Here is a 17,420-nt window from a genome sequence, read left to right on the forward strand (position 1 = left end):
ACTACTCCTTTTAGTTTAATGCCTCTTTCTTTGGCCATCTTTCTTTCAGAAGACTTGTCTTCAAACCAGTCTCATTTGGCTCGAAGCACTCTGCAAGAATTTCCCAACCAAGATCAAGTGCATTTTCAAGTGGGATATTAACACTAAGGTCCATTAATTTTGTTTCGAACAATTCACCGTATTTCAGGAGTTTCTCGTCCCATTCACTCATAAGGAATCCCATGGATTTCTTCTCAAGAGCTTCCTTGTACTGTGAGTACAGACGAATCATACCATCCATCAGTGCACGGTGGTCATCTCTTGTCTTACCATTTACGTTCTGTTTCAGACGTGAAAGAGAACCGAATGGCTCAATATGTCCATTTTTCAAATAATACTGACCTTCTGTGATATAACCTGTATTATCAGGTACCGGATGAGTTACATCGTCACCTGGCATTGTTGTAACACCAAGGATCGTGATAGAACCTGCACCCTCGATATCAACCGCCTTCTCATAACGAGATGCAAGACAGCTGTAAAGGTCTCCCGGATAACCACGGTTTGATGGTACCTGCTCCATCGTGATAGCCATCTCTTTCTGTGCATCTGCGTAGTTTGTCATGTCAGTAAGAAGTACAAGTACTTTCTTTCCGGCAAGAGCGAACTGCTCTGCAACAGCAAGAGACATATCTGGAACCAGTGTACACTCAACGATCGGGTCAGCTGCTGTATGAATAAACATAACTGTGTGGCTCATTGCTCCACCTTTTTCAAGTGTATCGCGGAATGTAAGGTAATCGTCATATTTCAGACCCATACCGCCAAGTACGATAACATCTACTTCTGCCTGAAGAGCGATACGTGAAAGTAACGCATTGTAAGGCTCACCTGAAATAGAGAAAATCGGGAGTTTCTGGCTCTCTACCAGTGTATTGAACACGTCGATCATCGGAATACCTGTACGGATCATATTCTTAGGAAGAATACGTTTTGCAGGGTTAAATGAAGGTCCACCGATCGGAATCATGTTCTCTGTAAGTGCCGGACCGTGATCTCTTGGAACTCCTGCTCCGTCGAATACACGTCCGAGCAGATGCTCTGAGAAGGAAACCATCATAGGTCTGTCAAGGAAACGAACAGAATCGCTGGTTCCAACACCCTGTGCACCTGCAAATACCTGAAGAGATACAATGTCTCTGTCAAGTTTAATAACTGTCGCGTAACTGTCACCTACTAAAGCAAGGTCGCCAAGACGAACGCCTTCTGCTTTTACAGTAACAACGTTACCGACGATTGATTCAATTTTTGTATATACTTTCTGCACTTTAGAACCTCCTACTCAACTGCTTTTGACTTGTAGAATTCCTCAATCTTCTTCGCCTGCTCATGGTACTCTGGTGTCTCAAAGACAGTACCATGCCAGTCAAGGAATTCCTGTCTCAACTGGTTGAAGAAGCTTCGAATTTCATTCTTGTCTTCCAAATCATAGGACGCCATTAATGCTTCATAAAGTTTATCGAATTCCTGTCTCTGTCTCTCCGGTGGGCATGCTGCGTCAATCGGATCGAATGAGTTCTGCTGAAGATATACAGCATCAAGAAGTTCGCCTTTCTGATAAATAATGTAGTCTTCTGCGGATGTTCCTTCCTCACCAACTACCTTCATCATCTGATTGATCTCGTTTCCTCTTGTAAGGATTGCACGAGCCTCTTCGATACGTCCCATATCTACAACACCGGTATATTTAGACCATGAATCCATCGGATGGATCGCAGGGTATTTACGAGCATCTGAACGCTCTCTTGAAAGTCCGTGGAATGCTCCAACTACCTTCAGTGTTGCCTGTGTTACAGGTTCCTCAAAGTTACCACCGGCTGGTGATACTGTACCACCGATTGTAACAGATCCGACTTTACCATTCTTAAGTCTTACTTTACCAGCTCTCTCATAGAAAGAAGCGATTGTAGACTCAAGGTAAGCCGGGAATGCCTCTTCACCCGGAATCTCTTCCAGACGTCCTGACATCTCACGCATCGCCTGTGCCCAACGGCTTGTAGAATCTGCAAGAAGAAGAACGTCAAGTCCCATCTGTCTGTAGTACTCTGCAAGTGTTACGGCTGTGTAGCAGGAAGCCTCTCTGGCCGCTACCGGCATGGAAGATGTATTACAGATGATGATTGTTCTTTCCATAAGAGATCTTCCTGTCTTAGGATCTTCCAGTTCAGGGAACTCTTTCAGAATCTCTACAACCTCACCGGCACGCTCTCCACAAGCTGCCACGATAACGATATCTGCCTCACCATTCTTTGCTTCCATATGCTGAAGAACTGTCTTACCAGCTCCGAAAGGTCCAGGAACGCAGAATGTTCCACCTTTTGCTACCGGGAGGAATGCGTCTACACAACGAAGCTGTGTTACCAGCGGCTCGTCCGGACGAAGTCTCTCATCATAGCATTTTACAGCCTGTTTGATCGGCTGTGAGATTACCATGCTGAGTTCTTTCTCCTCACCTTTGCTGTTTGCGATCACGCAAATTGTTGCTCTTACATTATAAGAGCCTTTTTCTTTAATAGATTTAACTGTCCAGTCACTACCTTTCAGTGTGAACGGAACCATAATTTCATGTTTAAATAATCCTTCAGGAACACTACCGATTGAATCTCCTGCTTCTACGGAATCTCCAACTGCTACAGATGGTGTGAACTCCCACTCTCTATCTGGAATAGGATCAAGATACACACCTCTCTCAAGGAAGAATCCACACTGCTCTGCAAGATCCGGCAACGGGTTCTGAAGTCCATCAAATACCTGGGTTAACAGACCTGGTCCAAGTTCTACGCTCATCAGCTCACCAGTAAACTCTACCTGATCTCCGACTTTGATACCATTTGACATCTCGTAGATCTGCATGCTGGCAACACCATTGTTGATTCGGATAACCTCTCCTTTAAGACGTTTTCCATCAACAAGAATATAAGCAACTTCGTTCTTATGAACTGCACCATCAAAGCTGACGTTTGCCAGGTTTCCGTTAATACCAGTTACATATCCTGTTACTGTTTCCATCAATTCTCTCCTGTTATAAGCTATATACGCGTTGCTGCACCTGATCAAAAAGACGTTTGAATTCCTTCTGTCCTTTTGACTGAACAAAACAGCTCTGGCGTTCAAGCAATTTTAATTTAATCGCATACCCGAATAAATATACGTCATCGAAAGTATGCAAGCCTACCAATGAATCAAGATTATCAAATTCATAATCCAACAAGATCTTCTCTGCTTCCAGCGGATTCTTTGCAGCCAGCGCTGCTCCTGCTACCTGTGCAGTCACAGAATCCTTATCATAGGATGCCAGATATGGTCTTCCCAGATTTACACTTCTCTGATAGTTGAGTTCGCTCATAAGATTCTTATAAGAGGCAGCCCACTCTTTCATGATTGGTCCCTCTTCTGACGAAAGTGTCAGGTTCTTTAAGCACTCATACTTTGATTCACTTACATTTGACTGGCACATGCCAAGAAATTCCTCATAGGAAAATGGCATCTCCCCGTCTGTTCTCAGGTCCGGCAGGCTTGATATCAAGTAATAATATGAAGCCATAGGCACCTCCTGTTAGAAATCGAGATCTCTGAAGTATGGCATCAGCATCTGCATGATCTCATCATCAGAACAGTCGAAATAGCCTGAACCGTCTTTTGCAGCCAAACGGAATCCTGCTCGAACACCCTTTGTAGGTCTGATCTCAAGTCCATTCTTGATCTCTTCTGCAAGTTCTGCTTTGAGTGAATCGTTCACTTCTGAAACTTCAACTGCATAATTCTTCACATCTTCATCTGATACTACAGCGTGGATCAGCTTTCCAAGAGCTGCGTCTGAGAGATTGTTCTCAATCTTTGCTGAAAGAATCTTTTCAAATTCAGCCTGTACCTCAGTTTTGAATGCAAGCATAGCATCTCTTTTTGCCTGCTCTGCACTGATTGCAGCGCTTTCTTTAAGAATACCGATCTCTTTTTCTGAAGCTTCCTGAATACTCTTAGCCTCAGCCTTCGCATCTGCTACAATTGTTTCTGCTTTTTTCTTAGCTTCTGAAATAATTGCTTCTGCTTCTGCATTAGCCGCCTCAATTCCGTCTTTGCGGATTGACGAAACTAAGTCTTGAATCTGTAATTCCATAAGTTCACTTCCTTTTCTTTATTTTCTTGGTTCTGTTATGCCACAGCATCTGCTGTTATGGCATTTTTCGGACTTTTAATTCTTCTTTCAGGCTTTCATCCCATTGTCCGTGTCTGGGACTCAGCAGTATAAAGCTTCCCCAAGCTTCACATTAAGAACTCCAGAGGTTTTCCGTTCCCCCTTCTTCTCAATGGCTGCTTCTGCCGTTTGCTCACCACCTCTCCCTTTAGATAGAATAAACCTTCTAATTGAAATTATAATATACCAAACCTGAAAAATCTATAAATTTATCATTTTTTCATATATTTACAGAGTGTTTTGATATTTTCATGAAGGCTATTATAATAGTTTCCCTGAGTCTCCCCAGTGTAATCTGTGCAGATGTCCTTCCAGATTCATCCCTGCAAAGCCATTTTGCCGCAGAGCTTCATAAAGAACAATCGACACGGAATTGCTTAAGTTTAAAGATCTGATATCACCCACCATCGGAATTCTTACACAGTCTTCCTGATGTTGTACCAAAATCTCCTCCGGTATCCCCGCACTCTCTTTTCCGAACATAATATAGCAATCCGGTTCATAACTCACTTCCGTGTACACCTTCGGTGCCTTGGTCGTCGCCATGTAGATCTTTGCTCCTGGATTGCGTTCCAGAAAATCCGCATAATCAATGTATGTAGTCACATCCAGACTTCCCCAGTAATCCATACCGGCCCGTTTCAGGCTTTTCTCATCCAGACGAAATCCTAATGGTTCGATCAGATGTAATCTGGTATTAGTTGCCACACATGTGCGTCCGATATTCCCAGTATTCGCTGGTATCTCCGGTTCGTGCAGTACGATATTTAGCATTTATCTATCACCTTTCTGCATTTATTCAAAAAAACTATTTGTACAAAATTGTACTTAATTTTGTACAATAAGTCAATGGTTTTTCTAGTAAAAATGTGTTTTTCTTTCTATCCTAATTGTTATTTTTTGCCTATTATGAACAAACAATTTGCAAAAAGAGACATATTTGCTCTCTTCACAAATACATCTCTTTTCTTTCATTTTTCCTTTATTTCCAGGCTTTATTAGCATTTTTTAACAATACCAAAGCCTCTATTTTTTTCTCAGCCTTTCAATAAAATGATTTACCCGTCCGAGCGCTTCTTTCAAATCGTCCAGTGAATATGCGTAGGAAATTCGGATATATCCTTCTCCACTTGCACCAAATGCACTTCCCGGAACAACTGCGACCTTCTCCTCACGGAGCAGTTCCGTCGCAAATTCTTCAGACGTCATCCTAAACTCCTGAATGTTCGGGAACACATAAAATGCTCCAAATGGCTCAAAGCAGCGAAGCCCCATTTCTTTAAACGCATGCATAAGATAACGTCTTCTCTCATTATATGCCGTGCGCATCTTCTGGATCTCATCGTCACAGTTCTTCAATCCCTCGATTGCTGCATACTGACTGTTTGTCGGTGCACACAGGATTGCGTACTGATGGATCTTCACCATCTGCTCCATGATGATCTGCGGTCCGCATATGTACCCCAGTCTCCATCCCGTCATGGCAAGACCTTTTGAGAATCCATTTACGACCAGCGTCCTCTCCCGCATACCAGGAAGGGATGCAATGGAAACATGTTCTGTCTTATAAGTCAGTTCTGAATAAATCTCATCAGACAATACATAGAGATCATATTTCTCTACAAGTTTGGCAATCGGTTCCAGGTCTTCTTTTGTCATGATCGCACCGGTCGGGTTATTCGGGAACGGAAGCACCAGAATTTTTGTCTTCGGTGTGATTGCAGCTTCCAGTTCTTCTGCCGTTAGTTTGAATTCATTCTCCTCTTTCATCGGAATCGGCACCGGCACACCATCTGCCAGTGTGACACACGGTGCGTAGGATACATAAGACGGCTCAGGCACAAGCACTTCATCTCCCGGATTTAGCATAGCACGCATGGTAAGGTCAATTCCCTCACTTCCGCCAACCGTTACCACAACCTCATGCACATAGTCATAACGCACATGGATCTTTCTGTCCAGGTAATTGCTGATTTCCTGACGCAGTTCCTTAAGTCCTGCATTTGACGTATAAAATGTACGTCCTTTTTCCAGAGTATAGATTCCTTCCTCCCGTACTCTCCAAGGAGTGTCAAAATCCGGCTCCCCCACTCCAAGGGAAATTGCATCTGGCATCTCGCTTACAATATCAAAAAATTTACGGATACCTGACGGTGCAATGCCGGTTATTTTCTTAGATAATGGATCTCTCATTATGGCATCACCGGTATCCTTTCTTCTTTTTTCTCATGTTTCAGGATCGTTCCATGATCCTTATATTTCTTTAAGATGAAATGTGTCGTTGTTCCTACTACACCTTCCAGAGTCGATAACTTCTCTGATACGAATCTTGATACTTCCATCAGTGTCTTTCCGTCAATGCTGACAAGGTAATCATAAGATCCGGAAATCAGGTAAACTGCAGTTACTTCCGGATAGTTCACAATACGGTCAGCCATATGGTCAAATCCACGCTCTCTCTGCGGGGTCACGCGAACTTCGATCAATGCATTCACAAAACCTCTTCCGGCTTTGTCCCAGTCGATCAGTGTATGGTAACCACAGATAATCCCTTCTTTCTCCATGTCTGCGATTTCATTTGCAACAGAAATTTCGTCTGTCCCAAGTAAAATTGCAAGTTCCCCAAGATCAGCTTTGCTGTTCTTTTCCAGATGTTTTAATATCTCACTACGAATTTCGTTCATCTTAAACCTCCACTTTGGAGGATTCTGCTATATCTTCATCAATTCGTCCGGAGCAGGACGGTCGATATAGCGGATGTCCTCCCCATTCTGTATTATTTTGTCATTATTATCCGTAAGGCGTCCGATCACAGCCGCCTCTGTCTCCTCTTTTCGAAGCGCATCTGCCAGTGCTTCCCCGTCATCACATATCATTAATATGTTTCCCGTGGAAGCAAGCTGATACGGATTGAGCTTGTAATATTCACAAATCTCGATTGTTTCCTGTCTCACAGGCATTGCCCTGAGATCCACTACAAGTCCGGTATCAGCTTCCTTAGCCAGTCTGTAAAGTGAGGCAAAGATACCGCCTTCTCCAACCTGGCGCATGACAGATACGCCTCCGGCTTTTGCAACCCTGATTTCACGTTCTGCGAAGATGGTCTCTCGGAATTCCTCTACCTGATGCAAAAAAGTTCCGGAAAAACGCTTTCCAAGTTCTCTTCTTTTTTCATCCAGGATACGAAGAGTTCCCTCCAGGCCAATCCATTTTGTAAGGACAATGTCCTGACCGGCTCGCATCGTCTCCTTGTTCCACGCCTGCTGCTTTACATCAGCCGCCAAAGCGTTCACCTGTACAAATGTACCTGCTGCCCAGGCTGCGCGGATAATCTCCGGCTCCCAAAACGTCTGACCGTGTTCTCTTGCACAGCGCGCGGCTTCAGCTTTCACATCATAAAGATGCGTTTTCTTTTCTTCCAGCGGTGCACAGACTCTGATTTCCATCTGATCCACCCGTTCCGCCCGCGTCAGCACTTCATTCATTGCCGCCGCAATTGCATATCTTCCTATCTGTTTTGAATTTCCGTAAGCTGTTGCCATCTCACTGACCACACAGCCATGTTCTGTCTCAAACTTCATATCTTGTCCGTTCACCTCCTGTCTTTTATTTCATTTATTTTCTCATTGGTTTCCTGATTTTCAAAAAACAAATCTGTTCTTTTTACCCGGCAGAAAATTCCTCCCGGCATTCTTACTGCTCAGACGAAGATTCCATAGAGCTCGCCTCGCTAATCGCCGCCTGTATCTTTGCTTTATCCTGTGTTGAGACTGCTTCTTTCACAACCGCTGCCGCACTGCTGTTCTTTGTCTTGATTCCTACAGAAATGGTTTTGTCCGCTTTGCTGTAAGTACTTTCGTTAATGACATCTTTGCTCACCTGCTTACCATTCTCATAGACAATCTTCCAAAGTTTTACTTCTTTCCCCGTATGTGCACTTCCGGTCACTTCCATCTCTCCAAGCGCCAGTTCAGCATCTGCTTTATACTTGACTCCAGGCTCTTCTGTCGATACCTCTTCCGACTCAAATTCAATCTTTCTTGTCTTATCTCTTGTCTCTTTTCCGTAAATTGCAAAACAAAGCTGATTATCGTCATCAATCTCTCCGAAAATGTAAATCGGAGTATCATAGTTATTTTCAAACACAAAATCTTTCGTGTCACCGGCAATTGCCGCATCTCTTGACGGCGGTACATAGGACACCAGCATCGAATGTGGATACCGTTTTACGACTTTCAATTCAGAGAATAGCACTGCATTGTAGAGTGTCGTGGAAACCTGACAGATGCCACCGCCATATGTATCTACGACCTGACCATTCTCATAAGAACCTGCCTGCACATATCCATGTTCTTCATCATATGGTGCTGTTACATCGTGAACCGAAATCTGTTCTCCCGGCATCACGACTGTACCATTCAGTTTCTCCACACCATTTTTCAGATTCTTCCAGCGTTCTCCGCCTCCGGCATCTGTAGAAAATGAGCCAAGTTCATCCTGTATCGTGGACAGATCCGCCTCTGTCACACTTGGCTGTTCTTCTTTTACCTTTGCCTCCATGGCGAATGATCCATGATCCCAGGAGTCATTTAAATGCTTCTTAATTGCTTTTATAGTTCCACTCTTATCTACGGTCTCGCCAATTTCCTCTTTGTTAATCTGAAGTCCGCTTCCACTTTTCGTAATGGTCGCATTCTGTGCGTGCTTTGCAAATGGAACTGCACGTTCTTCCAGAATATTCTCCATCGCTTTCTGATCCAATGTATATTCCGGGCTCAGGACAACTTTTTCTTTAGATAGTTTACGAAGACTCTTATATCGTCCAAAAAGTCCGCCGCTTTTTCCATAGTCCATGGCAGCCTTCACATTCGCCTTCACGTCTGCGTAATCAAATCCACATTCCTCAAGTGTCGCTTCTGCCTTCTGACCTTCCACAGTCAACGATACCGTCTGCTTCTGATCTGCTTTCTTCTGACCGGTCAGTTTCTCTAGTGCCTCTTTTTTTGAAAGCCCGGACAGATCTACGGTTCCGACATAGATATTCTCTGCAATCTTATCCTCCGGAAACTGTGATACATAGTGATGAAACGCGCCACAGACAATTCCAAATATCAGAATACAGCCTGCAAGACAAAATCCTGCAATCCTGATTCTGCGTCTTCTCATTCTCGCCTGTTTCCTGGTCATTCTCCTGCGTCTTCTTCGCGCCATCTTATTTTCTGCATCCTTTCCGGTTTATTCTAGGCCATCATATAAGGGATAATCATCGTTGCCACCATCGCGACAATCACAACAAGTACTACGATTGAAATGATTCTCCTTGTCTTTTTATCATTGAAATTCATTCTCTATCCTCTTCTTTCCAACGAATCTTTCTTTATCATACACGTTCTCGCTTCCTGATTCAATGGATTTCGAAACTTGTAATCAAAAAGTAACATTTTCCCCATATGCGGGAAATATTCCAGGTGCGTCATCTTGCGCATCTGATTTCTATCAAACTGTTCATATCCCGGCAAATGCTTTCGTTCTTTTTCCTCTTCTTCATAAAATGCTCTGACAAACCGCTTGTCTGTTGCATCTTCGCCTGCAAATTCCGGACGGCTCTTCGCATTTTCCCTGAGATAATAATCATAAGTCAGAAGTTCCCGCATTACGTCTGCCTGCTCTGGATATTTTTCTTTCACAAAATCCAGCACGATCTCATACCGGGCGCTTCTTCGGTGCTGAATCCCCATGTAATCATGCTCTTCATAATACTGCCACAAATCTTGGTACATCTGATATGCAGATGCATAATTTTTCACCAACGCTTCCACTACATGGGTGAATTGTCCACTATTATAGTAGATTTCCACCATTTCTTCAATCCCTTTCAGCTCAATTACATCTGAATATGGAAGCCATTTTGTAGAAAGTACTTCATACGGCGGCTCATCTTTATATCGCAGCTCATATTCCTGCTGCATCTCCTGCATATACGAACCTTTTAACACTTTCAGAAAACCAAGCTGTAACTGGTCCGGGCGCATGCTGTAGACATCATCAAATGACTTTCGAAAGCTTTTTATGTCTTCATACGGAAGTCCTGCGATCAGATCCAGATGTTGATGGATATTTCCCTTTTCTTTTATCCTTGCCACATGCTCACGGACTTCCTCAAGCCTCATTGTTCTTCGAATCTCCCGAATCGTATCCGTATTCGTAGACTGCACCCCGATTTCCAGCTGGATCAGTCCCGGACGCATCTGCCGGATCAGTCTGATTTCCTCATCATTCAGCAGATCCGCCGCAACTTCAAAGTGAAAATTCGTGATTCCATTGTCATGCTCTTGAATATATTCCCAGATTGCCATAGCATGGTCATGTTTACAGTTAAATGTACGATCTACGAACTTCACCTGCGGAACCTTATGATCCAGGAAAAACTGCAGTTCATTAAACACCAGATCCAGGCTCCGGAATCGAAGCCGCTTATCAATCGAAGACAAACAATAGCTGCATGAAAATGGACACCCCCGGCTCGTCTCATAATAAATAATCTTGTTCTCGAACTTTTTCATATCGTGATAGACAAATGGAACCTCACTCAGATCCATTGGCACACGCCACGGCCGCTCACAGATTGTCCCATCCGGACATCGGAATGTAATCCCGTCTATTTGCTCCAGCGATAATTCTGATGTTTCGGAACGCTTCCCATACACTTTACATAATTTTGCAAACGTCTTCTCTCCTTCCCCTTTCATCACACCAGTCAGTTCCGGCAGCCTCCCCAAAGTCTCCCGGGAGTCATAGGACACCTCCGGTCCCCCTGCCCAGATGATTACATCTTTCATAACTTTTTTCACGTCCCGAATCATCGACTCCACATAATCCAGATTCCAGATATAACATGAAAAACAGATCATCTCTGCCTGTCTCCTATAAATATCTTTTAAAACCTCATCTCTATTCTGATTAATCGTATATTCCGCCAGTTCTATCTGAACATTCACATCCTGCGGCATATTCTTTTCGGCATATGCCCTCAGACAATACACGGCAAGGTTCGAATGTATATATTTCGCATTGATCGCAACAAGTAAAATCTTCATAAATATATGCTCCTTTTCGAACGATTATACCACCTGAAATCAAAAAGGGACAGGTTAAAGTTCAATTGGGGACGGGGTTTTTTTGAAAAAGAACCGGGGTAAAACTGAAAAAACCCCGTCCCCAATTGACTTTTCCACCATCTTCCGTTATAATATGGACTTGTGCAGCCGGGGTGGTAGCGGTACCTTGAACCTGCAATCCGCTATAGCAGGGGTGATGTTGTGCCGAGGGCATTGGTCTGGTGAAGCCGCCCCTGGTATGTGGCGTTGATATCTGGGTCTTACGCGACGAAAATCCATGAACCGTGTCAGGTCGGGAACGAAGCAGCACTAAGTGGAATCTTTCGGGTGCCGTAAGGGTGCCTGGGTTGAGTTTACTGCCAGGGTAACGTTCGTTGGATCATGTTCGACGCACAACGCACGAAAAAAATATTATTCGTGCACAAATAAAAGCAATAATCCGTAACTTTGGATTATTGCTTATTTTTTTTACGTTTTTCCCTCAGTTCTTTAAAAAATGTTTTCATCATCTGACTGCATTCTTCTTCCAGAACCCCTGTTGTAAGCTCTACCTGATGATTGAACTGCGGCATCTGCAACAGATTTAATATAGATCCTGCGCATCCTGCCTTTGGGTTCATGCAGCCAACTACAACTCTTGTCATTCGAGATTGAACAATTGCGCCGGAGCACATCTGGCACGGCTCCAGAGTCACATACATCGTACATTCTTCCAGCCGCCAGTCTTCCATTTTCTTACTTGCTTTACGAATTGCCTGAAGCTCCGCATGAGCCAGTGTATTTTTATCGATTGTTCTTCGATTATATCCGCGAGCAATAATTTTGTCCTGATACACGATTACACAACCAATCGGAACTTCTCCGATAGCATATGCCTTTTTCGCCTGTTTGATTGCCTCCCGCATATATTTTTCATCTGCAGTCATTTTTACTCCTTACTATCTCGGCGGTCTTCGCACCTGCCGGCACCAGTAGCCGAATTGCTGATTTTCATTTCTTTCCTGTGGTTCAAGCGTCACATTCACATCTGCTTCTGCAATAAATTCCGGAAATCCAAATGTTGCCGCCGCTCTTGCTTCCCGTTCATGATAAATGCCAGGAACTCCCAGCTTTAATTGATTACCTTCGTCGATCAGAACAAGATGCCGGTAATTATAATATCCATGAAGCAGAAAATTATTATTGGCAAGTTTCCACTCGCATCGTGGCAGGATACTGATTTCTCCACGCTGGATTTTCATGATCTGCCGCCGGAAATTTTGCAAATCTATGTCTCTATCGTCTTTTTTCAGATCTTTTTTCTCCGAGGATTCTTCTACTGTTTCCTGTTCTTTTTTCTCCGGGAGCTCTTCTACTGTTTCCTGTTCCTTTTTCTCCGAGGATTCTTCTACTGTTTCCTGATCTTTTTTCTCTGGCTGTTCTTCTTCCAGATTTTCTGTCTCTTCATCGTCCCCGAACCGCGTTTCTACCTCTGCCTCTTTTTCGTCTATACTCTTAGTACTCTTAGATTCCCCGGCGGTTTTATCACTATCGAATTCTTGAAAGACCTTCGCCTTCGCAATATCAAGGTCTCCATACATTTCCTCATTCCAAAGCGCTACATAAAATGCTTCCTTAGGATCACCAAGACCAAGCCCACAAATGTCGTCTTTTTTCTCACACGTCTGACCGGCACTCTGCTCTGTCTTTCCATAGCCAGCTCTTATCAGTTCTTCTGTATAGCAAAAACATCCCCCGCAGGAAATCATTCCAATCTGTATCTCTCCTGCCGGAACGAAAAGTATATTTCCCATCTCAGAATCCAATTTTATAAGATAACAGGAAATGTTTTCATTGCTTTTTCCACACAGCCCTTTCCCATGTACAGAAATCATTGTTTCTTTCCCATCTTGTTCGACTTTTACAAACCCGACATTTCTTTTTTTCTGATTCCCTTCATATTCATACAGATATCGAATAAACCTCTTCAATCCTATCCGTCCTGACTTGTATCATTTACCACAGTCTATTCTGTTCCACTCAAAAACATTCCTCGCATTTCCTGATAAAGACGCATTGCATAGCTGTCCGTCATTCCACATATATAATCTGTCACAAGCAGAATCCTCAAATACAGTTTTTCCGCCTCCGTCTTGCCCTCTGCCTGACAATGATATGCCCGCTTATAGTTATCAGAAATAAATGACACAATCCTAAGATCCATGGAATTTAATTTCTGCGACGGGTCATCATATTTGATGATTGCTGTCATAAACTTATCCAAAAGGTCACTCAGCATGACAGATTCTGTCACTTCCATTCGATAAATAGGTTCCGATGTAAAGACTTCTCTGTATGCCAGGTCACCAAGAAGCTGCATCAGCCTCTCACAGTAAGTACCGTAAAACAGATCATACTTATATTCACCCTTCATAATTGCATCATAATTCGATGTAAACCCATAAGTTGCGCAGTTGATCACAAATCCCTGCACACGGATGATCCAGTTCTTTACTGCATAATCCTCTGGATTTGCCACATGCATCTCTTTCCCCCGAAAATATAACTCTTCCAGCTTATCCGCCGGGCGAAATATATTCGTTTCCTGATGATACATCCTTTGCAGTTCCTTAAGTTCCTCCAACAATGTATGATAACTTAAGTACCCTTTTACAAATGCATCCTCGATATCCGCAGTCTTATATGCAATGTCATCTGCCGCCTCTAATATAAACGTCAACGGATGCCGACAGCCATTCGTTCCAGTCTCCCTCTCGATCTCACGGAACATTTTCTCATCTGCCAGATAATATCCCATCTTGCGTGTCTTAATATCCCCGGAATCCAAGTCGATTCCTGTGGACGGCACCGGATATTTTACAATGGTGCTCAGAAGCGCATACGTCAGGTTCATACCTCGCTCATCCACCAGAAAATGCAGTTTCGTCACAAGCCGGAACGCCTGTGCATTTCCTTCAAAATGATACAGATCCTCTACCATCTGCCGGCTCATCACTTGTTCCATCGGCTTTCCATGATATGTCATAAGTGGCAGCTTCCGTTCGAACCACTCCCGGATCACATCTTCTCCAAAATGCCCAAAGGGCGGATTCCCGATATCGTGAATCAGCCCTGCGCATTGCAAAATATTACATATATCTTCTTTCATCTGTGGTGTAAACTCAGAATCTTTTTTGTAAACTAAAATGTTTTCTCCGATGTTCTGTCCAAGAGATTTTGCAAAAGAAGAAACCTCCAGAGAATGAGTTAGTCTTGTCCGGATAAAATCACTTTTATCCAGTGGAAATACCTGTGTCTTATCTTGAAGTCTTCGAAATGAAGCACTGCCAATAATTCGATGGTAATCTTTTTCAAATTCACTCCGCAAGTCTGAACTTTTAGCATTTCTCCCTCTCGTCTGTCCACCACGACATCTCTTTGCCGACAGAAGTTCTTCCCATCTCATCTTCTTATTTCTCCTCACAAATGATCTACTATTACTTAATCCAGATAAATCGGAGGCTCGTAATCCTTGCCGAGAAGCGCTTTCTTGCGCTCCTGATATCCAAGGAATGCCCACTCTGTCATGTCGGTCCACTGATGATCACTTCTGTCATAGACCTGGACATAACCGATTCTCTTTGGATGCATTCTCACACTGTTGGATTCATATTCCATGCCCGTATATGGGTTGATATCACCCACATTTTCTTCTTCCGGAGCTTCCCAATCCTGTGCGGTATCAGCAAACTCTTCTTCCATATCCTGTTGATTTTCCTCAACATATTCTTCGTATGCCTGCTCCTCTTCCTGATACGGTTCTGACTCCTGATACTCTTCAGCTTCCTGATATTCTTCCAGCTCCTGATGCTCTTCAGCTTCTTGATATTCTTTCGGCTCCTGATATTCTTCTGACTCCTGATACGGTTCTTCTGATACAGCCTCTTCTGTCTTGTCTTCCGGCTGCGCCTGATTCATCGCAGATTCTGTCTCCAACTGTTCTGTGGCAGCTTCCTGCTTGTCCTCATGAACCGCCTCTGCTTGCTTTTTCTTACGGCGCGGGAAATAAGCCCTCCAGCCACGTGGCTTCTCCTGCTCTTTTTCCTGTTCCTTTTCTCGCTCTCTTTCTCTTTCTTCTCTGTCTTCTCTTGCCTTCTTCTCTTCAGCCTCTATCGCAGCCATTTCTTCCAGAATATCCTTCACATCCTCCTGCTTGTTGTACTCAGGAACTTCCGAAGACTGCGGCTCTTCTTCATATTCTGCCGGTTCTTCATATTCTGCCGGTTCTTCATATTCTGTCTGGTCTGCATATTCTGATGTTTCTTCCATCTGATCTAAATCTTTATGGATATCTACCAGTTCTCCAATTGTAATATCACGTTCTGCTCCAGATATGCCAAATTCCCTTGCTTTTACCGGCTGTTCTTCCTGTACCTGCTCTGGTTCATCATACTCCAGATTCAGTGTCAGCTGTTGTGGTTCTTCATCTATAATAATATTATTTTCAGATCGCTTATCGATTTTGATATTTTCACGGGTTGTATATTCACTATCCGCATTCTCTTCCAGTATACTCAGATGAAATGGGCACTCTAATATAGATGCAATTAAACGCATGTCCTGTTCCTGAAAATTATCTCTGGCCAGTCTCTGCGTCAGATTCTGTCTGGACATTTTCTTTCCTGTTCGTTCTTCAATCATCTCCGCTAGCTGCTTGATCGTCATATCTTTACGGTTCAGAACGATTTTGACCTGTTCCCCAAATGTTAACTCTAACATCGCATTTCCTCCTTATTAAATTTCCCTTACTCTCCCTTGAGAATTTTCTGTCTTTGTAAACTTTTTTGTTGCTAGATAAACCCTTATTTTTCCTCTTTCATTTTAGCAAATGCCCTGTATCAAGTCAACTTAATTAAACTGGAACATAATGAGAGATATTTTCATAAAACCCATTGACAAATGCTATTCTAACGGGGTACTATATGTATTAGTTTCACACTTTAAACAACTAAAATTTTACAGTGCGAATATTATAGAAGTTACATATATAAAGGTATAGAAGGAGTTACTATTATGATTATTGTATTAAAACCACTTTCCCCAAAGGAAGATATTGAACGTGTTGAAAATATGGTCAAAGCAAGAGGTCTGGACACTCACGTAATTGAAGGAGCAGAGATGACGATCATCGGCTGTATCGGTGACACATCACGTATCGACCCAAAACTCTTCGAAGTTGATCCTGCTGTCACAAAGGTTATGCATGTGCAGGAGCCTTACAAATTAGCAAGCCGCGCTTTCCACCCGGACAACTCCATCATCGATGTGTCCGGAGTCAAGATTGGAGGAGATAATCTGGCGCTGATCGCCGGACCTTGTTCTGTAGAGTCTGTAGACCAGGTTCTTGAGATTGCAAAAGCTGCGAAAGCTTCCGGAGCCAACATGCTCCGCGGTGGTGCTTTCAAACCTCGTACAAGTCCATATTCATTCCAGGGACTCGGTCTTGAAGGTCTGGATATCCTCTGTGAAGCAAAAGCTGCAACAGGACTGCCAATCGTTACAGAATTGATGTCCGCCGAATATCTGGATGTATTCAACGAAAAAGTTGACCTGATACAGATTGGTGCAAGAAATATGCAGAACTTCGATCTGTTGAAACAGTTAGGACAGGTAGACCGCCCGATTCTTCTGAAACGTGGTCTGAACGCTACCTACGAAGAGTGGCTGATGTCTGCAGAATACATTATGGCATCCGGTAATGAAAATGTCATTTTATGTGAGCGCGGTGTCCGTACATTTGAATCCTATACAAGAAATACACTGGATCTCCAGAGTATCCCGGTTATCCAGAAGCTTTCACATCTTCCGATCATCATTGATCCAAGCCATGCCGGCGGAAAATGGTGGCTGGTTGAACCAATGGCTAAGGCTGCTGTTGCTGCAGGAGCAAACGGTCTGATGATCGAGGTTCATAACAATCCTGAGATGGCACTGTGCGACGGTTCCCAGTCTCTGAAACCTGCGAAATATGATGCACTGCTGAAACAGGTTGCTGAGATCGCAAAAGTAGTCGGAAAAACATTTTAACT

15 protein-coding genes and 1 other RNA gene are annotated in these 17,420 nt (G+C 43.4%); 2 read left to right on the forward strand and 14 right to left on the reverse strand.

Going from position 1 to position 17,420, the window contains the following annotated elements; all coding sequences use genetic code 11:
* Nucleotides 1–10: 10 nt before the first annotated feature.
* The 10 genes from C7E02_RS18260 to C7E02_RS18305 form a co-directional block, all read right to left on the reverse strand.
* On the reverse strand, nucleotides 11–1,306 hold the full coding sequence (locus C7E02_RS18260; protein ID WP_005338043.1) for a V-type ATP synthase subunit B: 1,296 nt from the start codon (nucleotides 1,304–1,306) through the stop codon (nucleotides 11–13).
* Nucleotides 1,307–1,317: 11 nt separating this feature from the next.
* The gene (locus C7E02_RS18265; RefSeq protein WP_005338045.1) at nucleotides 1,318–3,048 is read right to left on the reverse strand and encodes a V-type ATP synthase subunit A; all 1,731 of its coding nucleotides are present in this window, start codon (nucleotides 3,046–3,048) and stop codon (nucleotides 1,318–1,320) included.
* 13 nt (nucleotides 3,049–3,061) lie between these two features.
* The gene (locus tag C7E02_RS18270) at nucleotides 3,062–3,583 is read right to left on the reverse strand and encodes a hypothetical protein (protein ID WP_005331888.1); all 522 of its coding nucleotides are present in this window, start codon (nucleotides 3,581–3,583) and stop codon (nucleotides 3,062–3,064) included.
* A 12-nt stretch (nucleotides 3,584–3,595) separates the two neighbouring features.
* Nucleotides 3,596–4,156 (reverse strand): hypothetical protein, encoded by a 561-nt coding sequence (locus tag C7E02_RS18275; protein ID WP_105310388.1) that lies wholly within the window; start codon nucleotides 4,154–4,156, stop codon nucleotides 3,596–3,598.
* Nucleotides 4,157–4,495: 339 nt separating this feature from the next.
* A complete protein-coding gene (locus C7E02_RS18280) occupies nucleotides 4,496–5,008 on the reverse strand; it encodes a tRNA (cytidine(34)-2'-O)-methyltransferase (RefSeq protein ID WP_105310389.1) in 513 nt (170 codons plus the stop codon).
* A gap of 252 nt (nucleotides 5,009–5,260) precedes the next feature.
* Nucleotides 5,261–6,427 carry an aminotransferase class I/II-fold pyridoxal phosphate-dependent enzyme gene (locus tag C7E02_RS18285; RefSeq protein WP_105310390.1) on the reverse strand — a complete coding sequence of 389 codons (1,167 nt, stop codon included), beginning with the start codon at nucleotides 6,425–6,427 and terminating at the stop codon, nucleotides 5,261–5,263.
* Complete coding sequence (locus tag C7E02_RS18290) at nucleotides 6,427–6,918, reverse strand: Lrp/AsnC family transcriptional regulator (protein ID WP_005338050.1); 492 nt, start codon at nucleotides 6,916–6,918, stop codon at nucleotides 6,427–6,429. Before C7E02_RS18290 ends, C7E02_RS18285 begins: the two co-directional genes overlap by 1 nt.
* A 27-nt stretch (nucleotides 6,919–6,945) precedes the next feature.
* On the reverse strand, nucleotides 6,946–7,815 hold the full coding sequence (locus C7E02_RS18295; protein WP_105310391.1) for an AIR synthase-related protein: 870 nt from the start codon (nucleotides 7,813–7,815) through the stop codon (nucleotides 6,946–6,948).
* 112 nt (nucleotides 7,816–7,927) lie between these two features.
* Nucleotides 7,928–9,445: a VanW family protein gene (locus tag C7E02_RS18300; protein ID WP_242979027.1), complete on the reverse strand. Its 1,518-nt coding sequence runs from the start codon at nucleotides 9,443–9,445 to the stop codon at nucleotides 7,928–7,930.
* Between the two features lie 137 nt (nucleotides 9,446–9,582).
* A complete protein-coding gene (locus tag C7E02_RS18305) occupies nucleotides 9,583–11,331 on the reverse strand; it encodes a B12-binding domain-containing radical SAM protein (RefSeq protein WP_105310393.1) in 1,749 nt (582 codons plus the stop codon).
* A gap of 160 nt (nucleotides 11,332–11,491) precedes the next feature.
* On the opposite strand from C7E02_RS18305, the gene ffs reads away from it, so the two are divergent.
* An RNA gene (ffs, locus tag C7E02_RS18310) (signal recognition particle sRNA large type) lies at nucleotides 11,492–11,755 on the forward strand.
* A 49-nt stretch (nucleotides 11,756–11,804) separates the two neighbouring features.
* Here ffs and tadA read toward each other — a convergent pair.
* From tadA to C7E02_RS18330, 4 genes are read right to left on the reverse strand one after another with little or no spacing between them, the layout of a single operon-like run.
* Complete coding sequence (gene tadA / locus C7E02_RS18315; RefSeq protein ID WP_005331869.1) at nucleotides 11,805–12,278, reverse strand: tRNA adenosine(34) deaminase TadA; 474 nt, start codon at nucleotides 12,276–12,278, stop codon at nucleotides 11,805–11,807.
* A 12-nt stretch (nucleotides 12,279–12,290) separates the two neighbouring features.
* Nucleotides 12,291–13,322, reverse strand: coding sequence for a hypothetical protein (locus C7E02_RS18320; RefSeq protein ID WP_105310394.1), 1,032 nt, complete (start codon nucleotides 13,320–13,322; stop codon nucleotides 12,291–12,293).
* Nucleotides 13,323–13,357: 35 nt separating this feature from the next.
* On the reverse strand, nucleotides 13,358–14,797 hold the full coding sequence (locus C7E02_RS18325) for a deoxyguanosinetriphosphate triphosphohydrolase (RefSeq protein WP_029730979.1): 1,440 nt from the start codon (nucleotides 14,795–14,797) through the stop codon (nucleotides 13,358–13,360).
* Between the two features lie 35 nt (nucleotides 14,798–14,832).
* Nucleotides 14,833–16,110 carry a hypothetical protein gene (locus tag C7E02_RS18330; protein WP_105310395.1) on the reverse strand — a complete coding sequence of 426 codons (1,278 nt, stop codon included), beginning with the start codon at nucleotides 16,108–16,110 and terminating at the stop codon, nucleotides 14,833–14,835.
* Nucleotides 16,111–16,404: 294 nt separating this feature from the next.
* Between C7E02_RS18330 and aroF the strand changes: the two genes are divergently transcribed.
* Nucleotides 16,405–17,418, forward strand: coding sequence for a 3-deoxy-7-phosphoheptulonate synthase (gene aroF / locus C7E02_RS18335; protein WP_005338141.1), 1,014 nt, complete (start codon nucleotides 16,405–16,407; stop codon nucleotides 17,416–17,418).
* Nucleotides 17,419–17,420: the final 2 nt, after the last annotated feature.

It is taken from the genome of Dorea sp. Marseille-P4042 (assembly GCF_900290215.1).
Classification (GTDB): Bacteria; Bacillota; Clostridia; order Lachnospirales; family Lachnospiraceae; genus Dorea; species Dorea formicigenerans.